This window comes from Chelativorans sp., assembly GCF_031180965.1.
Classification (GTDB): Bacteria; Pseudomonadota; Alphaproteobacteria; order Rhizobiales; family Rhizobiaceae; genus Chelativorans.
In genome coordinates, this window is record NZ_JAPSLH010000003.1 from 61938 (window position 1) to 84757 (window position 22820).

At 63.5% G+C, this 22820-nt stretch carries 24 protein-coding genes; 13 read left to right on the forward strand and 11 right to left on the reverse strand.

Going from position 1 to position 22820, the window contains the following annotated elements; all coding sequences use genetic code 11:
* Nucleotides 1–5 precede the first annotated feature (5 nt).
* From RIN79_RS03010 to RIN79_RS03020, 3 genes are all read right to left on the reverse strand, one after another.
* A complete protein-coding gene (locus tag RIN79_RS03010; protein WP_309083143.1) occupies nt 6–362 on the reverse strand; it encodes a hypothetical protein in 357 nt (118 codons plus the stop codon).
* A gap of 177 nt (nt 363–539) precedes the next feature.
* Nucleotides 540–1568: a fatty acid desaturase gene (locus tag RIN79_RS03015; protein WP_309083144.1), complete on the reverse strand. Its 1029-nt coding sequence runs from the start codon at nt 1566–1568 to the stop codon at nt 540–542.
* Nucleotides 1569–1632: 64 nt separating this feature from the next.
* A complete protein-coding gene (locus RIN79_RS03020; RefSeq protein WP_309083145.1) occupies nt 1633–1899 on the reverse strand; it encodes a hypothetical protein in 267 nt (88 codons plus the stop codon).
* A 402-nt stretch (nt 1900–2301) separates the two neighbouring features.
* On the opposite strand from RIN79_RS03020, the gene RIN79_RS03025 reads away from it, so the two are divergent.
* The 9 genes from RIN79_RS03025 to RIN79_RS03065 all read left to right on the forward strand — a co-directional run bounded on the left by RIN79_RS03025 (nt 2302) and on the right by RIN79_RS03065 (nt 11101).
* Entirely contained in the window at nt 2302–2556 is a 255-nt protein-coding gene (locus RIN79_RS03025; protein ID WP_309083146.1) for a hypothetical protein, read from the forward strand.
* A complete protein-coding gene (locus RIN79_RS03030; protein WP_309083147.1) occupies nt 2553–2918 on the forward strand; it encodes a hypothetical protein in 366 nt (121 codons plus the stop codon). Before RIN79_RS03025 ends, RIN79_RS03030 begins: the two co-directional genes overlap by 4 nt.
* Nucleotides 2919–3118: 200 nt before the next feature.
* The gene (locus RIN79_RS03035; protein WP_309083148.1) at nt 3119–3361 is read left to right on the forward strand and encodes a hypothetical protein; all 243 of its coding nucleotides are present in this window, start codon (nt 3119–3121) and stop codon (nt 3359–3361) included.
* Nucleotides 3362–3467: 106 nt separating this feature from the next.
* Nucleotides 3468–3833 (forward strand): hypothetical protein, encoded by a 366-nt coding sequence (locus RIN79_RS03040; RefSeq protein WP_309083149.1) that lies wholly within the window; start codon nt 3468–3470, stop codon nt 3831–3833.
* Between the two features lie 121 nt (nt 3834–3954).
* Nucleotides 3955–4305 (forward strand): helix-turn-helix transcriptional regulator, encoded by a 351-nt coding sequence (locus tag RIN79_RS03045; protein ID WP_309083320.1) that lies wholly within the window; start codon nt 3955–3957, stop codon nt 4303–4305.
* A gap of 152 nt (nt 4306–4457) precedes the next feature.
* A complete protein-coding gene (locus RIN79_RS03050; protein WP_375165864.1) occupies nt 4458–5279 on the forward strand; it encodes a MipA/OmpV family protein in 822 nt (273 codons plus the stop codon).
* Nucleotides 5280–5551: 272 nt separating this feature from the next.
* Nucleotides 5552–9040, forward strand: coding sequence for a carbamoyl-phosphate synthase large subunit (carB, locus tag RIN79_RS03055; protein WP_309083150.1), 3489 nt, complete (start codon nt 5552–5554; stop codon nt 9038–9040).
* A 73-nt stretch (nt 9041–9113) separates the two neighbouring features.
* A complete protein-coding gene (locus RIN79_RS03060; protein WP_309083151.1) occupies nt 9114–10310 on the forward strand; it encodes a DUF4062 domain-containing protein in 1197 nt (398 codons plus the stop codon).
* 395 nt (nt 10311–10705) lie between these two features.
* Nucleotides 10706–11101, forward strand: coding sequence for an endonuclease domain-containing protein (locus tag RIN79_RS03065; RefSeq protein WP_375165865.1), 396 nt, complete (start codon nt 10706–10708; stop codon nt 11099–11101).
* A gap of 487 nt (nt 11102–11588) precedes the next feature.
* On the opposite strand, the gene RIN79_RS03070 is transcribed toward RIN79_RS03065, so the two are convergent.
* Nucleotides 11589–12047, reverse strand: a complete 459-nt coding sequence (locus RIN79_RS03070) for a GFA family protein (RefSeq protein ID WP_309083152.1) — start codon at nt 12045–12047, stop codon at nt 11589–11591.
* A 785-nt stretch (nt 12048–12832) separates the two neighbouring features.
* Between RIN79_RS03070 and RIN79_RS03075 the strand changes: the two genes are divergently transcribed.
* Complete coding sequence (locus tag RIN79_RS03075) at nt 12833–13252, forward strand: hypothetical protein (RefSeq protein WP_309083153.1); 420 nt, start codon at nt 12833–12835, stop codon at nt 13250–13252.
* Nucleotides 13253–13448: 196 nt separating this feature from the next.
* On the opposite strand, the gene RIN79_RS03080 is transcribed toward RIN79_RS03075, so the two are convergent.
* The gene (locus tag RIN79_RS03080) at nt 13449–14246 is read right to left on the reverse strand and encodes a lytic transglycosylase domain-containing protein (RefSeq protein WP_309083154.1); all 798 of its coding nucleotides are present in this window, start codon (nt 14244–14246) and stop codon (nt 13449–13451) included.
* A 169-nt stretch (nt 14247–14415) separates the two neighbouring features.
* On the opposite strand from RIN79_RS03080, the gene RIN79_RS03085 reads away from it, so the two are divergent.
* Together RIN79_RS03085 and RIN79_RS03090 are read left to right on the forward strand one after the other, a co-directional pair.
* A complete protein-coding gene (locus RIN79_RS03085) occupies nt 14416–14964 on the forward strand; it encodes a methylated-DNA--[protein]-cysteine S-methyltransferase (protein WP_309083155.1) in 549 nt (182 codons plus the stop codon).
* A gap of 169 nt (nt 14965–15133) precedes the next feature.
* Nucleotides 15134–15361 (forward strand): hypothetical protein, encoded by a 228-nt coding sequence (locus tag RIN79_RS03090; protein ID WP_309083156.1) that lies wholly within the window; start codon nt 15134–15136, stop codon nt 15359–15361.
* 9 nt (nt 15362–15370) lie between these two features.
* Here RIN79_RS03090 and RIN79_RS03095 read toward each other — a convergent pair whose 3' ends face one another.
* The 6 genes from RIN79_RS03095 to RIN79_RS03120 all read right to left on the reverse strand — a co-directional run bounded on the left by RIN79_RS03095 (nt 15371) and on the right by RIN79_RS03120 (nt 21251).
* Entirely contained in the window at nt 15371–16483 is a 1113-nt protein-coding gene (locus RIN79_RS03095) for a sn-glycerol-3-phosphate import ATP-binding protein UgpC (RefSeq protein ID WP_309083157.1), read from the reverse strand.
* Nucleotides 16484–16485: 2 nt separating this feature from the next.
* The gene (gene ugpE, locus RIN79_RS03100; RefSeq protein WP_309083158.1) at nt 16486–17322 is read right to left on the reverse strand and encodes a sn-glycerol-3-phosphate ABC transporter permease UgpE; all 837 of its coding nucleotides are present in this window, start codon (nt 17320–17322) and stop codon (nt 16486–16488) included.
* A gap of 9 nt (nt 17323–17331) precedes the next feature.
* Nucleotides 17332–18213 (reverse strand): sn-glycerol-3-phosphate ABC transporter permease UgpA, encoded by an 882-nt coding sequence (gene ugpA, locus RIN79_RS03105; protein WP_309083159.1) that lies wholly within the window; start codon nt 18211–18213, stop codon nt 17332–17334.
* Between the two features lie 48 nt (nt 18214–18261).
* Nucleotides 18262–19584, reverse strand: a complete 1323-nt coding sequence (ugpB, locus tag RIN79_RS03110; protein WP_375165866.1) for a sn-glycerol-3-phosphate ABC transporter substrate-binding protein UgpB — start codon at nt 19582–19584, stop codon at nt 18262–18264.
* An 87-nt stretch (nt 19585–19671) separates the two neighbouring features.
* Nucleotides 19672–20277, reverse strand: a complete 606-nt coding sequence (locus tag RIN79_RS03115) for a glutathione S-transferase family protein (RefSeq protein ID WP_309083160.1) — start codon at nt 20275–20277, stop codon at nt 19672–19674.
* A gap of 101 nt (nt 20278–20378) precedes the next feature.
* Nucleotides 20379–21251, reverse strand: coding sequence for an EAL domain-containing protein (locus RIN79_RS03120; protein WP_309083161.1), 873 nt, complete (start codon nt 21249–21251; stop codon nt 20379–20381).
* Nucleotides 21252–21526: 275 nt separating this feature from the next.
* Here RIN79_RS03120 and RIN79_RS03125 point away from each other — a divergent pair, with 275 nt between their 5' ends.
* A complete protein-coding gene (locus RIN79_RS03125; protein ID WP_309083162.1) occupies nt 21527–22729 on the forward strand; it encodes a pyridoxal phosphate-dependent aminotransferase in 1203 nt (400 codons plus the stop codon).
* The last annotated feature ends 91 nt before the right edge of the window (nt 22730–22820 follow it).

Consider the following 22820-nt stretch of genomic DNA (forward strand, 5'->3'; position numbering starts at 1 on the left):
GGGGCTCAGCCGCCCCCGCTCTGATCGCTCTCCCAATGGAACTTGTGCACGATCCTGTGCAGCACGGGCGCGATGATGATGCCGAAGGCGGCGAAGAAGAAGAGGCCCGCATAGAGGGCATAGAAGCTGGCGAACAGCTTGCCCGCGGTGCTGCGCGGCACCTCCACGAGGCCCAGCCCGCCGAGGATAGAAGCCGAGTGGAGGAAGGCGTTGAGCGGGTCGAGCCCCTCGAGCGCCATATAGCCCGCCATGCCAATGCCGATCGAGCCGAGAAGGGCGGCAAGCACCGCACTGAAATGGCGGGCCATGCGTCCCAAAAAGGCCGTTCGCGAGATCGGCTTCTGGCTAGCGCGTTCATACATGCCGCGCATTCTAGCGCGGCACCGATTAACCGCTTGCTACGCTCGCCAGGGGGCGCCTACCGCTCCGACAGCGCCCAGCACACGCAAGAAAGCTCGGCCTGCGCTGCAGCGCGCGTCTGGCTCGGTACTGGAGACGCATTGCGGCAGGAAGGCGAGAAGAAGATCGACGGTTTGGAATCAACCTGCCGCTTGTGCTTCACGGAAGGAGACGAGGCGCTTGCCGCTTTCGTCCCATAGCACCAGTTTGACGCAGCGCAGGCTCTCCATGATCGTGAGGCGGCCGATGTCGCGCAGGTCCGGGTGGTCCCGCAGCACCTCCGGCAACCGATAGAACGGCACCTTTGCCGACAGGTGGTGTACGTGGTGGATGCCGATATTTCCGGAAAACCAGCGCAAGAGCCATGGCAGGTCGTAATGCGAGCTGCCGTGCAGTGCCGCGTGCTGGAACTGCCAATCCTCGCCCTCGGCCCAGTGCGTCTCCTCGAACTGGTGCTGGACGTAGAACAGCCAGACACCGGCGGTGGCGGCCATCAAGGTGATCGGCACCTGCACCATCAGGAAGGGTCCTATCCCGATGAGCCAGATGAGGCCGGCGACCGGAAGGGCAATTCCCAGATTGGTGGCGATCGTGGACGTCCAGGGCTGTACCCCTGCGCGCATGAGGCCGAAGGGCAGCCGGTATTGGCAGACGAACAGCCAGGCCGGTCCGAGACCGAACATCACCAACGGATGGCGATAGAGCCGATAGCGCAGACGGCCCCACCAGGGCAGTGCGCGATACTCCCGCACCGTGAGGGTGCTGACATCGCCGATACCCCTTTTGTCGAGATTGCCGGCCGATGCATGATGGACGGCATGGGTGCGGCGCCAGTAGTCGTAGGGCGTCAGGGTGAACACACCGATGACGCGTCCTGTCCAGTCGTTGAGGCCGCGGCGCGAGAACAAGGTGCCGTGGCCGCAGTCGTGCTGCAGGATGAAGAGGCGAACCAGGAAGCCCGCAGCGGGGATGGTCAGCAGGAGCCCCCACCACTGGCCGTGAACGACGGCCACCGCCGCCAACGCCCATAGCGCAATGAAGGGCAGCGCGGTGACAGCTATCTCGGCCGTGCTGCGGACTGGGTTGGGTTCGCGGTACTGGGCAAGGATCTTGGTCCAGGATCGCCCGTCACTTTGTTTATGGGTGGCGGCGGCAAGGTCGGTTTTCACAGGGCTTCCAGAAAGTGTGGGCCCCTGTAGGGGCGCAGTTGACAACGGACGGCGCAATGCGCGCTCAGGCAGCGCGGCGGCCTGCCGGCCGGCGGTTTTTCTTTGCTGCAGCCTTCGGCGCGCGCGATTTTGCGGCTTTCGCCGGTACGGGCGCGGGTCGCCGCGCCTCCATTTCCAGACGCGCCTGCTTCAGCCTCAGAGTCTTGGCCTCGCGTGCATCTGTTTCCGCCTTGATGATCGCACGCGCGGTGCTGTTTGTCAGATCCGCCTTGCTCTGCGCTCTCGTTGGTGCAGGCTGGAACAGGGTATCCTTGGTGATGGTCTGGGTCATGACGTGACCTCCTCCGACGGCTGGCAAAAAAATGGCTGGACAGAAGCCCAGCCGCCCAAAGTTCAGAAACAAGATCGATAGTTTACAGATGGGTAAGAGTGCTACAGAATACAAGTCTTTGTTAAAAATAGTCTCGCCACGGTAATAAGCAGGGGCCGTAATTGGAACGCAATTGTCGTCTATGACTTGATCCGTTGATTGGCCGGGGCTGGCTCATCTGCGGTGTCAGACACGAGCCTCCATCATCCTTCTGATCTTCAACTTCGCCCCGCGCAGGTGTCACCGACATGCGGCCTAGCCTGGTCGGTGTTCGCGGCCAAGGTTGCGCAGTCGGCGCAGAGGCTCGGGCGCTCGCTTCCGCGGCGGGTTAAGCCCGTCCGGATACTTTCGGAGACCACGGCCATGCCAATCCGCACCACCAGATCCATCGTTCGCTTCTCATCGGAGTTTGTGCTCTCCGGCCTCGACGCTGCTCAACCCGCCGGTGAGTACGAAGTGGAGCAGGATGAGGAGCTGCTCGAAGCCTCGATCACCGCCTATCGGCGGGTGGCAACATACATCCACCTGCCGGCGATAGCGGTGCCGAGCCTGACACGACAGATGGTATCGATAGACCCGGACGAGCTTGAAGCCGCTATCGCGAAGGATCGGGCATGACCGCTTCAACCCGCGAGACCCGTATGCGCAGAGGCTCTGGGCAGAGCGAGACTCACCTGTTTAGTGTCGGACAGATGGTCCGCCTGAGGGGTCAGGTAGGGCTGCCTCCGAACGCTGCCGAGTTCTATCGCGTCACCGCTACAATGCCGGCACGGGACAACTCCCTGCAATACCGGATCCGCAGCGAGGAGGAACGCCACGAGCGGGTGGCGGCCGAAAGCAACCTCGAGCTGGTCAGCGCACCGGTGGACATGGGACACATACGCCCCGACGAAAGGAACAATGACAATGGCAAAGGGACAGAAGCGCAGCAGCCGGGAACAGCGGAAGCCGAAACAGGTGAAGGCCCCGCCGAAGGTTGAAAATTCGTTCGGAAACCAGATCAAGCTTGCCGCGAAGGCCGTCACGCCGCGCCGGAAGGGCGATAGTTGATTGGCTCCGAAAGCCACCGAGAGCGGCTTCAGCCGGACCGGACGATCTCGGCCTTGCCGGCATGCCAGCCGCCACATGCCGATAGGTCTTCCGTTGCAGCAGCGGTTCGACCGTCTGCGGGAAGCGCCGAATGAGCAACATAGTCACGCTGCACGGCGATAAGCGCTGGAAAGCCGTCGTCGAATACTCGACCGTCGAGGGGCCGGAGAGTGTCGAGCACTATTTCGAAGAAATTTCGGACCTGCATCTCATCATCGAGCACGGCCCGGACTGGAATAGCCTCATCCGCTGCACGATTACGCTGAACCGTCCTGATGACGGCGGGGAACAGAACAGCGTCGAGAAGGCGCTGCATCAAGAGCGGCGGCATTGAAGCTGTTCAGGGCCGGCCTTCACTCAGGAAGGTCGGTCCGGGTCCCTTGACCTCAACTTGGGTTGACATTCCATCTATCGCTCCGGTCAGCAAAAGGAGCTTTTGGATGTCCGACCAGATACTTTTCCGAAACGTCATGCAGATCACCCCCGGCAGCTTGGAACCCTTTCGCGACGCGGTGCGGCGGGCTGTCGAATTCGTTGAACAGCATGCTCCGCAGCTGATGGTCCGAACCTACATCGATGAGGACCACATGCGCGCGGTCAGTTTCCAGCTTTACAGGAACTCCGACGACGTGTTGCGTCACTGGGAGCTTTCGGATCCGTACATTCAAGCCGTGTCAGAGCATTGTACGGTCGAGAGCTTCGAGGTGTACGGGAACCCCAGTGAAGAGGTCGCCGCCGGTCTGGCGCGCTTCCTCGGAGACCGGGTGCGTATCACGAAGCCATTCGTGGGTTTCTCGCGCTTCTAGCTCGTGGCCGTCACGACTTCCCTCCCGCCGCCCGGAGAGGATCTGCGGAACGCAGCTCGCAGGCGGCGGCTCGCTTCAATGCACCCCCGCTTGCGCCGCCGGCAGGATTGACTAATTTCACATCATGCTGCCGCATCCGCCCCCCGACCAGATCGATCTTGCCACGGTTCTCGCCGTTCTCGGCGATTCCACGCGCCTTGCCATTCTGGGCGACCTAGCGCGGCAGGAAGGCCGGGCCCTCACCTGCTCGCATTTTTCCGACCTCACCTCGAAATCCAATCTGACCTACCACGTGGCAAAAATGCGCGAGGCCGGCATCGTGCGGGTGGAGCCGCGCGGCACCTCGCGGCTCATCACCCTGCGCCGCGCCGACCTCGACGCGCGCTTTCCCGGCCTCCTCGATTCGATCATCGCCACGGCGATAAACCTGCCTCCGCCCGAGAAGCGCCCGGTGCTGGAGGAAGAGGGTTGAGCCGGTAGGTTCCGCCGGCGCCCCCGCCGTGACCGGCAGCCTGGCGGGGAGTTAATTCAGTGATTGACCGCCGCAACTTTACAGTTTTAATCAATTTTTACGGACGGGCGCCTAGGTTCCCGGCATCTTCAAGCCATCCTGTGGAGTCGACCGTGTCCAAGCGCCTGTTGCCCGTCCTTCCAGGCTCCCTGCTCCTCGCCATGATTGTCGGCATACCTCTAGCCGGGGCGCAGGAGCGCCCGCGCTACCCCTGGTCCGGCGACTGGTATTTGACTGTCGGGGCCGTCGGCCTCGTCGCGCCGAAATTCGAAGGGGCCGAGCGCCGGGCCTTCACCATCCAGCCGATCATCTCCCTTGGCCGGCAGGGCTCCTCGGTTCCCTTCTCCTCGCGCAACGACAATATCTCCCTTGCCTTCATCGACACCCAGACTTTCAGGGCAGGCATTGCCGGCAAGCTCGTCTTCCGGCGCGACGGCGACACCGCCGACGAGCTCGAAGGCCTTGACCCCGTGCGCTTCGGCGTGGAGGTGGGCGGTTTCGCCGAGGTCTACCCGACGGACTGGCTGCGCATCCGCGGCGAGGTGCGCCGCGGCTTCCGCTCCCACGAGGGCATCGTCGCCGATGTCGCCGCCGATGCCTTTACCGACCTGACGCCGACGCTGCGCCTTTCCGGCGGCCCGCGCATCTCCTTCGCCAGCCAGGAATATTTCGACGCCCATTACGGGGTCGACGCGGAAGATGCCGTCGAGTCCGGCCTGTCTCGATACGATCCCGGCGGCGGCATCAAGTCGGTGGGCGCGGGCGGCGCGCTCACCTGGCAAACGACCGAGAAGATCACCACCAGCATCTTTGCCGAATATGAGCGGCTGATGGGTCCGGCCGCCGACTCGAGCCTGGTGGAGGAGCGCGGCTCGGCCAACCAGCTCAGCTTCGGCCTTTCAGCCACCTACCGCTTCGACTTCTCGCTTCCGTAAGAAGCGGCCTTCGCCGACCGGCATAGCGCGGCCATGCGGCCGCCCGATCTCCCCCTTGTGGGGAGATGCCCGGCAGGGCAGAGGGGGGCGCGAAGGGGCATGTCGTTTTCCGTGTCGCCAAGGCCTTATGTCGCCGGCACCCGCGCTTTTGGGGTTCCCTGGCGCCCAAGTCTTGCCTATAAGGCCCGCCTAGCCTGACAGCAGAATTTCTCCGCGCGCCGGCCGGCCCTGCCCGTCCCGGCTTTCGCGCGAACAAGACACGGGACCTCTTCATGCCCAAGCGCACCGACATTAAGTCGATCCTGATCATCGGGGCCGGCCCCATCGTCATCGGCCAGGCCAGCGAGTTCGACTATTCCGGCACCCAGGCGGTGAAAGCGCTCAAGGGCGAGGGCTACCGCGTCATCCTGGTCAACTCGAACCCCGCCACCATCATGACCGACCCGGAGCTGGCCGACGCCACCTATGTCGAGCCGATCACACCGGAGGTGGTGGCAAAGATCATCGCCAAGGAGCGGCCGGACGCGCTGCTCCCCACCATGGGCGGCCAGACCGCGCTCAACACTGCCCTCTCTCTCCGCCGCATGGGCGTGCTCGAGCGCTACAATGTCGAGATGATCGGCGCCAATGCCGAGGCCATCGACAAGGCCGAGGACCGCGCCCTCTTCCGCGAGGCGATGCGCAAGATCGGGCTGGAGACGCCCAAATCCATGCTCGCCAACGCGACCGAAGTCAAAGAGGCGGACCGCAAGACGCACGAGGCGCAGCGCGCCGAGATCCGCGCCAAATATTCGGGCGCCGAGCTCGACGCGGCCTTGGATGCGCTTGAAGCCGAATGGCAGCGCGGCGAGGGCGACCGCAAGCAGCGTTATATGAGCCACGCCATGGCCGTGGCTGCCCAGGCGCTCGACGTGGTGGGCCTTCCCGCCATCATCCGCCCCTCCTTCACTTTGGGCGGCACGGGCGGCGGCATCGCCTACAACCGGCAGGAATTCTTCGACATCGTCTCCTCCGGCCTCGACGCCTCGCCCACCACGGAAGTCCTGATCGAGGAATCGGTGCTCGGCTGGAAGGAGTTCGAGATGGAGGTCGTCCGCGACAAGGCGGACAATTGCATCATCGTCTGCTCCATCGAGAATCTCGACCCGATGGGCGTCCACACCGGCGATTCCATCACCGTCGCCCCGGCGCTGACCTTGACCGACAAGGAATACCAGCGCATGCGCAACGCCTCCATTCGCGTCCTGCGCGAGATCGGCGTGGAGACCGGCGGCTCCAACGTGCAGTTCGCCATCAACCCCGCCGACGGCCGCATGGTCGTCATCGAGATGAACCCGCGCGTCTCGCGCTCCTCCGCGCTTGCCTCCAAGGCCACCGGCTTCCCTATCGCCAAGGTCGCCGCAAAGCTCGCCGTCGGCTACACGCTGGACGAGCTCGAAAACGACATCACCGGCGGCGCCACGCCCGCCTCCTTCGAGCCCTCCATCGACTACGTTGTCACAAAGATCCCGCGCTTCGCGTTTGAAAAATTCCCCGGCGCCGAGCCGGTCCTCACCACCGCCATGAAATCCGTCGGCGAGGTCATGGCGATCGGCCGCACATTCGCCGAGAGCCTGCAGAAGGCCCTGCGCGGCCTTGAAACCGGCCTCACCGGCCTCGACGAGATCGAGATCCCCGGCCTGGGCGACAACGGCCCGGACGACAGGAACGCCATCCGCGCCGCGCTCGGCACCCCCACGCCCGACCGGCTGCGCATGGTGGCGCAGGCGATCCGCATGGGCACGTCCATCGAGGACGTCCACGCCATGTGCCACATCGATCCCTGGTTCCTGGAGCAGATCGCCTCCATCGTCGCCATGGAGGAGCGCATCCGCGAGCATGGCCTGCCCGCCGACGCCGCCAATTTCCGCATGCTGAAGGCCATGGGCTTTTCCGATTCCCGCCTCGCCTCGCTTGTGAAGAAAGACGCCGAAGAGGTTCGCAGGATTCGCCATTCCCTCGGCGTCCACCCGGTCTACAAGCGCATCGACACCTGCGCGGCCGAGTTCGCCGCCCCCACCGCCTATATGTATTCCACCTATGAGACGCCCTTCGCCGGCCAGCCGGCCGACGAGTCCCGCGTTTCCGACCGCCGCAAGGTGGTCATCCTCGGCGGCGGGCCGAACCGCATCGGCCAGGGCATCGAGTTCGACTATTGCTGCTGCCACGCCTGCTTCGCGCTGGCCGAGGCCGGCTTCGAGTCGATCATGGTCAACTGCAACCCGGAAACCGTCTCGACCGACTACGACACGTCCGACCGCCTTTATTTCGAGCCCTTGACCCCCGAGGACGTGCTCGAAATCCTCCGCGTCGAGCAGCAGAAGGGCGAGCTCGTTGGCGTCATCGTCCAGTTCGGCGGCCAGACGCCGCTCAAACTCGCCGACGCCCTGGAGCGCGCCGGCATCCCGATCCTCGGCACCTCGCCCGACGCCATCGACCTTGCCGAAGACCGCGACCGCTTCCAGAAACTCCTGCAGAAGCTTGGCCTCAAGCAGCCGAAGAACGGCATCGCCTATTCGGTCGAGCAGGCCCGCGTCATCGCCGCCGAGCTCGGCTTCCCGCTGGTCGTGCGCCCGTCCTATGTGCTCGGCGGCCGCGCCATGCAGATCATCTGGGACGACACGCGCCTGCAGTCCTACCTGCTCGACACGGTTCCCGGCCTCGTGCCCGAAGAGATCCGCCAGAAATACCCGGCCGACAAGACCGGCCAGATCAACACGCTTCTGTCCAAGAACCCCCTCCTCTTCGACACCTATCTCACCGAAGCGATCGAGGTCGACGTCGACTGCCTCGCCGACGGCCGCGAAGTCTTTGTCTGCGGCATCATGGAGCACATCGAGGAGGCGGGCATCCACTCGGGCGATAGCGCCTGCTCCCTCCCCGTCCACTCGCTCCCGCCCGAAATCGTGGCCGAGCTCGAGCGCCAGACCACGGCGCTTGCCAAGGCGCTGCATGTCGGCGGCCTGATGAATGTGCAATATGCCGTCAAGGACGGCGAGGTTTTTGTCCTCGAAGTCAACCCGCGCGCCTCCCGCACCGTCCCCTTCGTGGCGAAAACCATCGGCCGGCCCATCGCAAAAATCGCCGCGCGCGTCATGGCCGGCGAGACGCTGCAGGAGGCCTTCGCCACCTACGGCACCCTGCCCGCCATCGGCGATCTCGGCCACATCGCGGTCAAGGAAGCCGTCTTCCCCTTCGCCCGCTTCCCCGGCGTCGACATCCTGCTTGGCCCGGAGATGAAATCGACCGGCGAGGTCATGGGCCTCGACCGCGACTACGCCCTTGCCTTCGCCAAGGCCCAGCTCGGCGCCGGCGTGGACCTTCCCCGCTCCGGCACGCTCTTCGTCTCGGTCCGTGACGAAGACAAACCCCGCGTGCTGCCCGCGGTCCGCCGCCTTGCCGACCTCGGCTTCAAGATTCTTGCGACCGGCGGCACGGCGCGCTTCCTGCGCGAGAACGGCGTCGAAGCTGAAAAGATCAACAAGGTGCTGGAAGGCCGCCCGCACATCGAGGACGCGATCCGCAACCGCCAGGTCCAGCTCGTCTTCAACACGACCGACGGCCAGAAGGCGGTCTCGGACTCAAAGTCCCTCCGCCGCGCGACGCTGATGCAGAAGGTGCCGTATTACACCACCATGGCCGGCGCGGATGCGGTGGTGGAAGCGATCGCGGCGCTCAAGGCGGGGAGTTTGGAGGTCCGGCCGCTGCAGGGGTATTTTTGAAAGAAGAATTGAAACCAAAGTCGACAAAAGCGATATTTGCCAGAATCAATTCGCTAGTCGACAGGTGCTCTATATGGCCAGAAAAGAGCATATCCTAACCGTCTTTGCTGCTTCACCAAACGACGTAGCTGAAGAACGCAATAAACTCGAAGAGATTGTCCGAGAACTCAATATCACCTGGAGTCGCCAGCTTGGCCTGAGGTTGGACTTGGTCAAATGGGAGACCCATGCGTATCCAGGTATAGGAACTGATCCGCAAGACGTGGTGAATACCCAGATTCCAGACGACTACGATATTTTCATCGGCATAATGTGGCACCGGTTCGGTACCCCCACGGGTAGGTACGGGTCCGGGACAGTTGAGGAGTTTGAACGCGCTCGGCAGAGAGTACAGGAGCTCCCTAATTCTGTCGATGTAATGTTTTACTTCAGAGATAGCCCCCCTCTGTCGATATCGCAAATCGATGCAAGAGAACTGTTAAGTGTTCAAGAGTTCCGGCAGAGCCTTGGTGAGAAGGGCGCACTTTATTGGCCTTACAAAGACGTAAATGATTTCGAAAAACTACTTCGAATACATCTGTCGCGAATTACCCAAAAATGGAAGCCGGCGGAACAATCGCGGGGGGCTACCTATGCAAAGGCCAACGAACCTTCAAAAGATGACGGCTGCGCTACAGAGCCCATAGACGAAGACTTTGGTATAATTGATCTTACCGACATAATGGAAGAAGAATTTCAGGCCTTAGCCGAAATAACAAATAGGATGCATATATATATGGATGAATTAACAAAAAAGATAAACGACGCAACATCCGAGATTGGAGTATTGCCCCGTATAGAGCACGACCCCAGAACCGTGCGACAAGAGGCGAAAAAGTTGATGGCGCGCCTTTCATTGGATCTTGTACAATTCTCCGAGCGAACCGATACAGAAATTCCGCTATTCCAACGACGCATGAGCAACGGATTAAACGCACTGCTCAAATCAATTCACCTTGGAGCGGACTTTGCGCAAGGCGAAACATACAAATCGGACCTCCGGACTGCGCTAGCAACAATAAACGAAATGAACGACTCGATCAGTGAAACCTTGAAAAGCATCGGCGGCTTTAGAGAGGCTGCCGCTAGTTTGCCGAGAATGACAGGAGATATTAATAAAGCAAAACGTCGAGTTGTCGAGACACTCGACAGATTAATCACTGAACTTAGGTCTGGAGTGACCCTGGGAGCAGAAGCCGCTGAATCTATTCAGGACCTGTTAAACAAATAAGCCCGCGCTTATTGTCAACGCAGTGTAGCGGAACGACCGCGCCGGGGGCGATGCCGGCGATATCTCCCCCTTGCGGGGGAGAAAGCGATTTCAACATCTTAGCTGGAGCGAAGCGGAGGCTAAGTGTTAGAAATCGCAAGTGAGGGGTATCCCTCGTCAACGCAGCAGAACCACCCCTCTCTTGCACATTCTAAGGGCTTGGCTTCGCCAAACCCAAGAATTTGCTTTCTCCCCGCAAGGGGGGAGATAGAGGCGGCGCATTCGCTTCAGCAAATCGCCAACCTCTGCGATTGGCGGCAAGGCCGATGCCGGCGATATCTCTCCCCTTGCGGGAGAGAAAGCGATTTCAACATCTTAGCTGGAGCGAAGCGGAGGCTAAGTGTTAGAAATCGCAAGTGAGGGGTTCTAATGAGGGGTATCTCTGCACCATGCCGCACCAGTCTGTCCCGCCGCCGCACCGCAGCTTCGCCCGCACCATGCGGGCCGACGCGACCAAGCCCGAAAACCTTCTCTGGCAGGCGCTGCGCAACAGGAAACTCGAAGGCCTGAAGTTCAAGCGGCAGGTGCCGATCGACGGCTACATCCTCGATTTTGTCTGCTTCGAGGCGCGGCTGATCGTCGAACTGGACGGCGGCCAGCATTCGGAATCCATCCGCGACCTCGTCCGCGACAGGCATTTTGAAGCGCAGGGTTTCAAGACACTGCGCTTCTGGAACGACGAGGTGGTGAAGAACCTCGATGGCGTCTGCCTCACGATCCTGCATGAGGCGAAAGGTGGGATTGGGAGGTAGCATTACCCCCTCTCTTGCAAACTCTAAGGACATGGGCGCCGCCTCCGCCCTATGGGCTTCGGCGGAAAAGCCGCCCAAGTCCAAGAATTTGCCTTCTCGCCCGCAAGGGGGGAGATACCGCCCGCATCAATGCTTCCGCAATTCGCCAACCTCTGCGATTTGGCGGCGAGGCCGATGCAGAGCGCCCTGTCTCTCCCCTCGCGGGGTGAGCCGCCGGTTCGCCGAAGGCGAATTCATCGTGCCAGTGGCACGATGAAAGGCCAGCGAACGCCGGGACGCTGCGAAGCAGCGGGGACCCGGCTCAAAAGCGATTTCAACATCTTAGCCGGAGACGCCCTCTCGCGGTGCAGGCATTGCGGACGGGCGCGGGGTCGAAACCGCGAGAGGCGGCGGAGGCTAAGTGTTAGAAATCGCAAGTGAGGGGTTCCTCTTCGTCCGCGCAGCAGAGCCACTCGCAGCGGACAAACTCCGATGGCCAGCAGGAACCTCACCCCTCCCACGCCGCAAATTCCTTCATCAGCCCCTCATAGGCATCCAGCGGCGGCAGCGCCTCGTAGGAATGCACCGCCCCCGTCTGCGCAAAGGCCAGCTTCTCGGAGGTCCAGGTCTCGATGAACGGCGCGAAGTCTTCCGCCCCGTCCAGCATGGTGGGCCGCAGGTTGACGAACCAGTCCATGCCCTCCGGCCGCGTGAACATCCAGGTCATGCAGTGCGGGCAGAAATAGTGATGCGCCTCAGGCCCGCGCCGCCCGCCCAGCACGGGCTCGCCCTCGATAACTTCAAACCCTTGCGCGGGGATGGCGGCGGAGAGCGAGAAGGCCGACGAGCTCATGCGCTGGCAGCCGGTGCAGTGGCAGGCCATGGTGACGAGCGGCGCGGCGCTCACCCTCACCCGAACCGCGCCGCAGCGGCACCCGCCTTCCCGTGGGAGTTTCCAGTCGCGCATGTGAGTCTCCATTCTTCGCCTTCGCTCTGACAATCTCACGCCGGCGCGGGCAGGTCACCTTCTTTGGGGCGATGCGCCCCCGTTCTCGGAAGATCATGCCACTGCGGGTCCGAGCAGGAGGCGCGGGGTGTGGATGGATTCTGCCGGCCGAGAATTTTTTTGGCAGCTAAGTGCCTGTTTTCGCTAGCACCGGCACTCGGCCAGAAGATTTTTCGGTTTTTTTATCCCCACCCCCTGCAGCCCTCTTACAATCCGTCCCATCGCTCTTGCGGGAACCGGATGCGCACCGGGTGTTCGGGAGAGCGGCGGCAACCTCCCCCTCCAGGGATCGGTACCTGGAGGCATGATGAGGGCCCGCGACAGGCCGGCGGTGCCGGGGCGCTGGGTGACAGACGGCGCTTCGGAAAAACGGATGCTGGGTTCCAGACAGCATCGCGGAAACCGCGGAGAAGCCGCTAGGGCTTTTCCTTCGGCCCGGCAGAGACCACCCCCTTCATTGGGTGCAGCCGGGACGGAGAAGAAGCCCGAGTGACCGGCCAATGTCGGGACAGCGGCCGGCGGGGCGCGTGAGACGCGCCACGATTAACTAACAGAGAGGCTCGGATCACGCGCCCCGCTTCCCACCTTCTTCAATGGCCAGACGGCGAAAGCCGGGCGTGGCGGTGAGGAGTGCTGGCCGAAGGCCAGGAAAAGCCAACGATTTGGCTTTTCCAACGACGAACGCCCGGAGCCATAGCGGAGGGCAGAAACGCGCCCTTACCCTTACCACCCCGAAAGGATACGAGATGAACGAGATCGACCCTCACTTCGCTGCATTGCTGGTCAAGCTTGACGAGGCCTATGCGGCCATGCCCGCGCAAAAGCTGGAGGACCCGTTCGACCTGCCGCCCTGGCCGCGCGCGGAGATGAATCTGATGTTCCGCCTGCTCGCCGCCGATTGTGGATTTCCGCAGCGCTGCCCCGACCGGCGCTGCGCCAGGACCGGCCGCTGCATGGGGACACTCCAGGGGAAGGAGGGCGAAGGGTGCATGCTGCTCTGGGGCGAAGATGACCTGCTCATGCTCCAGGGCGCCACGCTGGGCCTCGTGCTCGGCTGGATGGCGGAGATCGGCCGCGTCGAGCAGAGGATGGACATGCTTTTCGCGCCCTATGTCGAAACCAAGACCGAGCCGGCGGAGCCGCCCGCCCGCAATGACCGGCCATGACCACGGCGCGCCACCCTCCCCCACGTGGGGGAGGGTCGGACCGAAGGTCCGGGGTGGGGGGCAGAGCGAGAAGCAGGGCGTTCCTCTCCCCCCGTCGCTCGGGGGAGAGGTGGTCGAGCCGCGCTGCGGCCGCCCGCCTGTGAGCGCGCCCCGAATAGAGTTCGCGAGGCGGGCGGTGACGCGGCTTGGCGCGGCGTCAGTTCCTCAGCCCGGTCTCCTTCAGCAGGCCCTTGCGCTTGGCGTCGTAATAATAGCCGGCGGCGTAGAAGCGCACCGCCCGGTCCTCGTTGCCGCCGGCGGTGATATAGGCGCCGCGCAGATACTTCACCGCGTATTTGAGATTGGTCTCCGCATCGAGCAGCCCATGCGCCGGCCCCCGATAGCCCATGGTCTGCGCCGTGTCGTGGCGGATCTGCATGAGGCCCCAATAGATGCGGTTGCGCGCGGCCGGATTGAAATTGCTCTCGCGCTTCACCACCCGGCGCACCAGCCTTTCCGGCACCCCGTAATGGGCGGCATACCGGGCGATCAGCGCGTCGAGCTCGGGGCTGCGCGCCGCCACGGGGCGGGGCTTGCCGCTCTGCTCGAGGGCGGAGACGGCGGCAAGCCTGCCCTTCCTGCCCGGATCGGCATAGGCGACGGCGGCCACCGGCTCCTCGCCCTCCTTCACGCCGGGCAGCGCCGCCGCTGCCTTCGGCGCGGGAGCGGCTTCGCTCTTGCCCTCGGCGATCGCCTCGACCGCCGCCACCGCCTCCCGCTGAGGGCGTGGCGTGGGCGTGGCAAGGGCGGTCACGCCGGAAATCTCGGCGTCCTGCTCGGCCGCAAGGCTCTTGCCGACGATCTCCGGATCCCCCTCGCCCGCAGCGGATTGCCCCGGCGTCCCCGCATCGGTGAGCGCAAGGGTCGCGGTGCTGTCACCCGCGGCGCTGCATCCGGCAAGAAGTGGAATGGAAAGGAACGCGCAAAGGCCGATGGCTCGGATAGTGGCTGGCAATGTCCTGCAAGCTCCCCGTTTCGCTTTGCCTCGCGCCCGCAAACGGCATAGCCGATCTGCGGCTCTTCTTCAATTGCGTTTCGCCTGCGCTGGAGGGAGCTTGCCCGTTCTTGATTTGTACTGGAGCGGAGGGTAGACTTGCCGCCGGATCGTAGCGGAATCGCCTTCCATGTCCTTCCACCACCTCTTCGAGACGGATCTCGGTTTCTCCGGCATCGCCTGGAACGAGCGGGGCATCTGCCGCTTCATGCTGCCCATGGGCAGGCCCGAGCCGGTGGAGGAGAGGATGCTCCGGCCTCTTGAGGGCTCCCGCGCGGCCGAGCCGGCGGGCATCATCGCCGAAGCCGTCGCCGCCGCGCGGCGATATTTTTCCGGCGAGCGGGTCGATTTCTCCGCCTTCCCCGTCGATCTTGACGGCGTCGATCCCTTCCGCCGCGCCATCTATGCCGCCGCCCGCCGCCTCTCCTATGGCGAGACCACCACCTATGGCGGGCTCGCCGCCGATGCCGGCTTCCCCCAGGCGGCGCGCGAGACAGGCGTGGCGCTCGGCCGCAATCCGGTGCCTCTCATCATCCCCTGCCACCGCATCCTCGCCGCCGGCGGCAAGCTCGGCGGCTTCTCCGCTCCCGGCGGCACGGCAACCAAGCAGCGGATGCTGGCGCTCGAAAACGCCGCCTCTCCCAATGCCGAGCCGGCGCAGGCCTCCTTCGCCTTCTGACCCTCCCTTCTCCCTGCGATTGCACTTGCGGGCCGATTCTCGTGCGGCATAATCAGGTTCAGTGATTCGCCCGGCCGTTGCCGCCGGGCGCCTCTGTCAGCATCCGCGTTGCGTGTCGTCGTAGAAGGGCCGCCCGCCCAAGGCAGCCGGGGAAGACATCGGGGGACAAATGCGCCGGGAAGACAATATCAAGACCCGCCTCACCGACCGCGACCAGCTTCTGCTCGCCGTCCAGAAGCTGATCGCTCATGGCGTTCCGGAGGAGCTGATCCCGGCCCGCCTCGCCCGCGCCTTCTATGTCGACATGGACGAGCTCAACTTCGTCCTGCAGATGGTCCGCGCCGCGCGCCGCGACAGCGGCGAGGATCGCGGCGAGCCTTACCAGGCCGTCGCCTGACGCCGAGGCTCAGGCTTCCGCGGCCTGCCTTGATGGCGCCGCGGCCGGGGCATCGTCGGGCAGCCTCTTTCCAGTCTCGGCATCGAAAAGATGCGCCATCCCCGGCTCGATCGCCATCGGCAGCCGGTCGCCCGGCTGCACCATCGAGCTGCCCGGCAGCCGCACCACGAAGTCGCCGCCGCCGAGCCTCCCATGGGCGAGCGTGTCGGCGCCAAGCGTCTCCACGGCGATCACCTCCAGTTCCAGATCCGCCTCGCCGGCGGGGACCTGCGCCAGATGTTCCGGACGGATGCCGAGGATCACCTTCCGGCCCTGGTCCGGCAAGCGCACGCCGCGCAGAGCGATGCTGGCCCCCGTCGCCAGCGTCAGGCGGCCGTCCCCAGCCGCTTCCGCCGGAAGCATGTTCATGGCAGGCGAGCCGATGAAGCCCGCCACGAAAGTGGTGGCCGGGCGCGAATAGACGGCAAGGGGCGTGTCGATCTGCTCGGCCACGCCGTCATGCATGACCACCAGCCGGTCCGCCAGCGTCATCGCCTCCACCTGGTCATGCGTGACATAGAGCGCGGTGGTCCCGACCGAGCGCTGCAGCTGCTTGATCTCCAGCCGCATCTGCACCCTGAGCTTGGCATCGAGGTTGGAGAGCGGCTCGTCGAGCAGGAAGGCGGCCGGGTCGCGCACCAGCGCCCGCCCCATGGCGACGCGCTGGCGCTGTCCGCCGGAGAGCGCGCGCGGCTTGCGTTCCAGATAGGGCGTGAGCTGGAGCATCTCGGCGGTCTTGTGCACCCGCGCGCGGATATCCTCTTTGGAGAGGCCCGCGATCTTCAGCCCATAGGCCATGTTGTCGAAAACGGTCATGTGCGGATAGAGCGCGTAGTTCTGGAACACCATGGCGATGTTGCGCTCGCGCGGCTCCAGCCTGTTGACCACCCGGCCGCCGATTTCGATCTCTCCTTCGGTGATCGTCTCCAGTCCCGCCACCATGCGCAAAAGTGTCGACTTCCCGCAGCCCGACGGGCCGACAATGACGATGAACTCGCCATGGGCCACATCGAGGTTGACCCCATGGATGACCTGAGTACCGCCATAGGACTTCTTCACATTGCGGATCGCGATGGCGCTCATTGCTACTTCTCGCTCTCGATCAGGCCCTTGATGAAGAGGCGCTGCATGAAGACGACGACGGCGACCGGCGGCAGGATCGCCAGGATTGCCGCGGCCATCGTGACCGGCCAGTTCCCATAGTCGTCGGCGGAGGGCATCATCTGCTGCAGCCCGATGACGACCGTGTTCATTTCCGGCCTCGTGGTGACGAGAAGCGGCCACAGATACTGGTTCCAGCCATAGATGAAGAGGATGACGAAGAGGGCTGCCGTGTTCGTGCGCGAGAGCGGCAGCAGGATGTCCTTGAAGAAGCGTACTGGACCCGCCCCGTCCACGCGCGCAGCCTCCGCCAGCTCCTCCGGAACGGTGAGGAAGAACTGCCTGTAGAGGAAGGTCGCGGTGGCCGAAGCGATCAGCGGCAGTATGAGCCCGGAATAGGAATTGAGCATGCCGAGCGAGGCGGCGACCTCGTAGGTGGGCACGATACGAACCTCCACCGGCAGCATGAGCGTCATGAAGATCGCCCAGAAGGCGAGCATGCGAAAGGGAAAGCGGAAATAGACGATCGCATAGGCCGACAGGATGGAGATGATGATCTTGCCGGCGGCGATGCCGATCGCCATCACCATGGAGTTGAACAGCATGCGGGCGACAGGGACCTGCGTGCCCGCGGCAAGCGCCTGACTGTAGTTCTCGACCATCTGGCCGCCCGGCCAGAGCGGCATCGGGACGCTCAATATCTCATCGTGCGAGAGCGTCGACCCCACGAAGGCGAGATAGATGGGAAAGCACAGCACCGCCACGCCGAGGATCAGGGCGAGGTGCGTCAGGATTGTTCCGATGCCGCGTCGTTCGACCATTGCCTCGCCTCAATAATGCACGCGCCGCTCGATGTAGCGAAACTGGACAATGGTCAGCAGGCTCACCACAGCCATGAGGATGACCGACTGGGCCGCCGACGAACCGAGATCCTGGCCGACAAACCCGTCGGCATAGACCTTGTAGACCAGCGTCGTGGTGGACCGCCCCGGCCCGCCGGACGTCATCGTGTGGATGACGCCGAACGTCTCGAAGAAGGCGTAGGCGATGTTGACGACAAGCAGGAAAAAGGTCGTTGGCGACAGGAGCGGAAAGATGATTGTGCGGAAGCGAAGCCACCGCCCGGCGCCGTCGATCGCCGCCGCCTCGATGAGGCTGCGCGGGATAGCCTGCAGACCGGCGAGAAAGAAGAGGAAATTGTAGCTTATCTGTTTCCAGGCCGAGGCGAGCACCACCAGCGCCATAGCGTGGGTCCCGTCGAGCGTCGGATTCCACCGGAAGCCTGCCACCTTCATGTAGTAGGCGATGACGCCGATGGAGGGCTGCATCATGAAAATCCACATGACGCCCGCGACCGCCGGTGCCACGGCATAGGGCCATATAATGAGCGTCTTGTAGGCATTGGCGCCTCTGATGACCTGGTCGGCGGCGACGGCCAGGAACAGGGCCGTGGCCATGGAGATGAAGGTCACCAGGCTGGAGAAGATGGCGGTGGTGCCGAACGCCTCGAGATAGTAGCGGTCGGACAGGATATATTGAAAGTTCGAGAGCCCGACGAAGCGGTTGTCGAAGCCGAACGGGTCCGGCTGAAGAACCGACTGGTAGAGCGCCTGAGCCGCCGGCCAAAAGAAGAAGACGGCAGTGACGGCCAGCTGCGGAAGCAACAGCAGATAGGGCAGCAGGCGGTGGTTGAAGCTGACGCGCTTTTCCATGGTAAGGCGTGGGCGCGACCGGCCTCAGCCGGCCGCGCCGCGACCTTGTTACCGAGCGGCCTGCTCGAAGCGGCGCAGGAGCTGGTTTCCGCGCTCCACCGCCTCGTCGAGCGCTGCCTTGGGCTCCTTGTTGCCCTGCCAGACCGCCTCGAGCTCCTCGTCTATGATGGTTCGGATCTGGTCGAAATTGCCGAGGCGCAGGCCCTTGGAGTTCTCGGTCGGCTCCTTGCCGGTCATCTGCTGAATGGCGACATCCGTGCCGGGATTCTGCTCGTAGAAGCCCTGGCTCTTGGTCAGCTCGTAAGCCGCCTGCGTGATGGGCAGGTACCCGGTTTCCTGGTGCCAGCGGGCCTGGACCTCGGGGCTCGAGAGATAGGAGAGGAACTTGGCGACGCCGACATACTCGTCGTCCTCATGGCCGCTCATGACCCAGAGCGAAGCGCCGCCAATGATGGTGTTGAACGGTGCGCCCTCCTCGTCCGGCCAGTAAGGCAGGCTGGAGACGGCAAACGGGAACTTGGCTTCCGCCTTGACGCCCGCATAGCCGGCGGAGGATTCGGTCATCATGCCACACTCGCCGGCGCGGAAGCGCGCGGCGCCCTCGCCGGTCCGTCCGCCATAGACGAAGAGGCCGTTCTTAGCCCATTCCGACATCTTCTCGATGTGCCGCACCTGCAGATCGCCGTTGAAAACGAGTTCCACATCCGTGCCGGCAAAGCCGTTCTGCTGGGTGGCGAAGGGCTTGTTGTGATAGGCGCTGAGATTCTCGAGATGGACCCAGGATTGCCAGGTGGTGGTGAGCGGGCACTCGTTGCCGGCTTCCTTGAGCTTGGTGAGAACTTCCTCGACCTCCGGCCAGGTCTTGGGCGTCGTCTCAGGGTCGAGGCCCGCCTGCTCGAGCGCCTGCTTGTTGATGTAAAGGACCGGCGTGGAGGAGTTGTAGGGCAGCGAAAGCATCTCGCCGTCGGCGGTGGTGTAGTAGCCGGTGACGGCTGCCAGATAGTTGGCGGGATCGAAAGGCTCCTTCGCCTCCGCCATCAGCTGATGCACCGGCTTGATCGCCCCCTTGGCAGCCATCATGGTTGCGGTGCCGACCTCATAGACCTGAAGGATATGCGGCTGCTCGCCCGCGCGGAAGGCGGCGATGCCGGCATTCAGCGTTTCCGAGTAGGTCCCCTTCGGCGTCGCGACCACCTGATACTCGTTCTGGCTGGAATTGAATTCGCTCACCTGCCGGTCGAGGATCTCGGCCAGGCGGCCGGTAAATCCGTGCCACCATTGGATCTGGGTCTGGGCCTCTGCCACCGCACCCATCGCCGGAACGAGAGCGGTAGCGACCGCCGCTACCGCCATGAATTTACGCATGTTCATCCGCTGCTCTCCCTAGCTGCGCGCCTTTTGCCAGCGCTTATTGTCCGGCCTTTGTTACGCGCAGATGACAGCAGCTTGACGCTAAGCTCACCCAGGCAACATCGGCACATGGCCGGCATCGCCCTCAACACGCGCGAGCCATGCAGACACTGCTGGAAATGCGCCAAGGTCGAAGCCGCCATTATGTGCATCGTGGGTGTAGGCGTAAAGCGAAATGTCGGCGACCGTGAGGGCACTCCCCACCAGGAAGGGCGTTTCGGCGAGCTGCCGCTCCATCACGCCAAGCGCTTTGTTGCCGCCTTCGAGCGTGGCGGCCATCCTTTCGGGAGTCCTCTGGGCCGCCCTCTCCGGATAGCGCAGGATCGCGCGCCTTACGGCGACATAGGGTTCGTGGCTGTACTGCTCGAAGAAAAGCCATTGATGCACCAAGGCGCGCTGATACCGGTCCGTCGGCAGGAAGCGCGTGCCTTCGGCGAGATAGAGCAGGATGGCGTTCGATTCCCAGATGAACCGCCCGTCATCGAGCTCCAGAACCGGCACCCTGCCATTGGGATTCCTGGCGAGGAATTCAGGCTTGCGGGTCGTCCCGTCGCGCGAACTGGTCTCCACATGCTCGAAGGGAATGCCGAGCTTTGCCATGAGCAGCCTCGGCTTATAGGAATTCCCGCTGTCGGACATACCGTAGAGTTTCATTGCGCGCGCTCCCATTTCCCGGAGCCTGGATAACGCAGCGCCGCGTCCGCAACGAATGAAAACTTTTGGCCGGAAGGATCAGCGGGATTGACGAAGGCCGGTCAGCGCGGGCGTCCGCGGCTGGCCGAGAGCGGCACCACCCTCTCGCCGGAAGCGAAGAGCCCCTCGATATGCACGGGACGGATATCGAACAGGGACCCGGCGAGCTTAGGCCGGCCGAGCAGATAGCCCTGGAGAAAGTCCGCGCCGGTGCCCATCGCCACGCGCAGCTGGGCCGCCGTCTCGATGCCCTGGATCAGGACCTCCCGGCCCTCCCGCTGCAGCGCATCCACCAGTGAGTTGAGGAGCTTGGCTGCCATGGCGACCTCGGCGATCCGGCGAAACCATCCGCCGTCAACCTTCACCACTTCAGGATTCAGCAGCCGCACGCGCGACAGGGTGGAGCGCCCGACGCCGAAATCATCGACAGCGATGCGGATGCGGTGCTTGCGCAACTCGGCCGCGAGCTCCGTCATCAGGCCTTCATCTGCCGTCTCGGCGATCTCGCAGACCAGCAGCGCGGGGTCGACGGAGACATCTGCGAGGAACTTCACCATCTCGTCCACATGGGCGAGTGCGGCGTCCAGCCCCAGATCGGCATTGGCGTAATGCTTGATGAAGAGCATCAGCCCGTCCACGCCGGTGTTCGGATAATTGCGTACATGCAGCGTCTGGCAGAGATTTTCGACGAAGAGCCTGTCCTCGGTCGCGGCCACATCGGCGAAGAAGGCACGCGTGGCGACGGGCTGCCCCTCCCGCTGAGGACCGGCCAGGCCTTCCACGCCGCAGGGTTTCAGCCCTTCCCGTGTGTTGCGATAGATCGGCTGGTAGAGCGTCTTCAGGTGATAGGGGCCGTACCGGCCGGTCTCAATGCCGACCTCGTCGACCAGGATCGCCTGGTCGATGCGCTGCGCGAGCGTTGCTGCCTCGGTCATTCTTTGGCCTCGCCTCCGGCGGTGCGCTGGCCGGCGGCGTGCCCCGCGGCCGTCTCCACCGAACGTGCCATGTGAAAGCTGCGCGCCAGCATCCGCCCTGAACCTCTCAACAGGCCGCGGAAACTTGCACCGAAGGATTGAACCCCCGTTAAGAAAATGCGGCGGATTTTTTGCGCCCGGCGCGAAAGCCTGCCACCCTTGCGATTTGCCCCGCGATCGGACAATAAAGCGTGTCTGGCCGAGCCGGCACAGGCCAATCCCTTGGAGACCCTAAAATGGCATTTCTTGCCGACGCCCTTTCACGCGTGAAGCCTTCAGCCACGATCGCTGTTACCCAGAAGGCCAGGGAGTTGAAAGCCCAGGGACGCGACGTCATCGGGCTTGGCGCTGGCGAGCCCGATTTCGACACGCCGGAAAATATCAAGCGCGCGGCTATCGAGGCGATCAACCGCGGCGAGACGAAGTATCCCCCGGTTTGCGGCATCCAGCCCCTGCGCGAGGCGATCGCCGTCAAGTTCAAGCGGGAGAACAATCTCGATTACGACTGGAAGCAGACGATCGTCGGCACCGGCGGCAAGCAGATCCTGTTCAACGCCTTCATGGCAACGCTCAATCCAGGCGACGAGGTGGTGATCCCGACGCCATACTGGGTGAGCTATCCCGAGATGGTGGCGCTGTGCGGCGGCACGCCGGTCTATGCGCAGACCAGGATCGAGGACAATTTCAAGCTCAGGCCGGATGCACTGGACAGGGCGATCTCGCCACGCACCAAATGGCTGGTCATGAACTCGCCGTCCAATCCCTCAGGCGCCGCCTATACGGGCGAGGAGCTGAAGGCGGTGGCGGAGGTGCTGCTGAAGCACCCGCATGTATGGGTGCTGACGGATGACATGTACGAGCACCTGACCTATGGGGATTTCACCTTCCGTACGATCGCCGAGGTGGAGCCACGCCTTTACGAGCGCACGCTTACCATGAACGGCGTGTCGAAGGCTTACGCGATGACCGGATGGCGCATCGGCTATGCGGCTGGCCCGATGGAACTCATCAGGGCCATGGACATGATCCAGGGGCAGCAGACCTCTGGCGCCGCCACGATGGCGCAGTGGGCCGCCGTCGAAGCGCTTACCGGACCCCAGGACTTCGTCGCGCGCAACAAGAAGATTTTTGAGGCGCGGCGCGACCTGGTGGTCTCCATGCTGAACCAGGCGAACGGGATTGACTGCCCGGTGCCGGAGGGAGCGTTCTACGTCTATCCCTCCTGCGCCGGCGCGATCGGCAAGAAAGCCCCGTCCGGCAAGGTCATTGAAAATGACGAGGATTTCGTCTCCGAACTCCTCGAAGCCGAAGGCGTCGCCGTGGTGCACGGTTCGGCTTTCGGTCTGGGTCCCAATTTCCGCATCTCCTACGCGACGTCGGAAGCGCTCCTGGAGGAGGCCTGCAGCCGCATCCAGCGCTTCACCGGCAATCTCCGGTAAATCTCAAGCCTGCCTGATTAAAGGCCGCTCCCAAGCGGCCTTTTCTCTGCAAAGCCTACATACTTGACTTCGTCAAGTATTCGGTTGACGT

Coding starts and splice junctions, on each gene's coding strand:
- RIN79_RS03010 (WP_309083143.1), bottom strand. CDS start 362: ATGTATGAACGCGCTAGCCAGAAGCCGATCTCGCGAACGGCCTTTTTG.
- RIN79_RS03020 (WP_309083145.1), bottom strand. CDS start 1,899: ATGACCCAGACCATCACCAAGGATACCCTGTTCCAGCCTGCACCAACG.
- RIN79_RS03025 (WP_309083146.1), top strand. CDS start 2,302: ATGCCAATCCGCACCACCAGATCCATCGTTCGCTTCTCATCGGAGTTT.
- RIN79_RS03030 (WP_309083147.1), top strand. CDS start 2,553: ATGACCGCTTCAACCCGCGAGACCCGTATGCGCAGAGGCTCTGGGCAG.
- RIN79_RS03035 (WP_309083148.1), top strand. CDS start 3,119: ATGAGCAACATAGTCACGCTGCACGGCGATAAGCGCTGGAAAGCCGTC.
- RIN79_RS03040 (WP_309083149.1), top strand. CDS start 3,468: ATGTCCGACCAGATACTTTTCCGAAACGTCATGCAGATCACCCCCGGC.
- carB (WP_309083150.1), top strand. CDS start 5,552: ATGCCCAAGCGCACCGACATTAAGTCGATCCTGATCATCGGGGCCGGC.
- RIN79_RS03060 (WP_309083151.1), top strand. CDS start 9,114: ATGGCCAGAAAAGAGCATATCCTAACCGTCTTTGCTGCTTCACCAAAC.
- RIN79_RS03070 (WP_309083152.1), bottom strand. CDS start 12,047: ATGCGCGACTGGAAACTCCCACGGGAAGGCGGGTGCCGCTGCGGCGCG.
- RIN79_RS03075 (WP_309083153.1), top strand. CDS start 12,833: ATGAACGAGATCGACCCTCACTTCGCTGCATTGCTGGTCAAGCTTGAC.
- RIN79_RS03085 (WP_309083155.1), top strand. CDS start 14,416: ATGTCCTTCCACCACCTCTTCGAGACGGATCTCGGTTTCTCCGGCATC.
- RIN79_RS03090 (WP_309083156.1), top strand. CDS start 15,134: ATGCGCCGGGAAGACAATATCAAGACCCGCCTCACCGACCGCGACCAG.
- RIN79_RS03095 (WP_309083157.1), bottom strand. CDS start 16,483: ATGAGCGCCATCGCGATCCGCAATGTGAAGAAGTCCTATGGCGGTACT.
- ugpE (WP_309083158.1), bottom strand. CDS start 17,322: ATGGTCGAACGACGCGGCATCGGAACAATCCTGACGCACCTCGCCCTG.
- ugpA (WP_309083159.1), bottom strand. CDS start 18,213: ATGGAAAAGCGCGTCAGCTTCAACCACCGCCTGCTGCCCTATCTGCTG.
- ugpB (WP_375165866.1), bottom strand. CDS start 19,584: ATGAACATGCGTAAATTCATGGCGGTAGCGGCGGTCGCTACCGCTCTC.
- RIN79_RS03115 (WP_309083160.1), bottom strand. CDS start 20,277: ATGAAACTCTACGGTATGTCCGACAGCGGGAATTCCTATAAGCCGAGG.
- RIN79_RS03120 (WP_309083161.1), bottom strand. CDS start 21,251: ATGACCGAGGCAGCAACGCTCGCGCAGCGCATCGACCAGGCGATCCTG.
- RIN79_RS03125 (WP_309083162.1), top strand. CDS start 21,527: ATGGCATTTCTTGCCGACGCCCTTTCACGCGTGAAGCCTTCAGCCACG.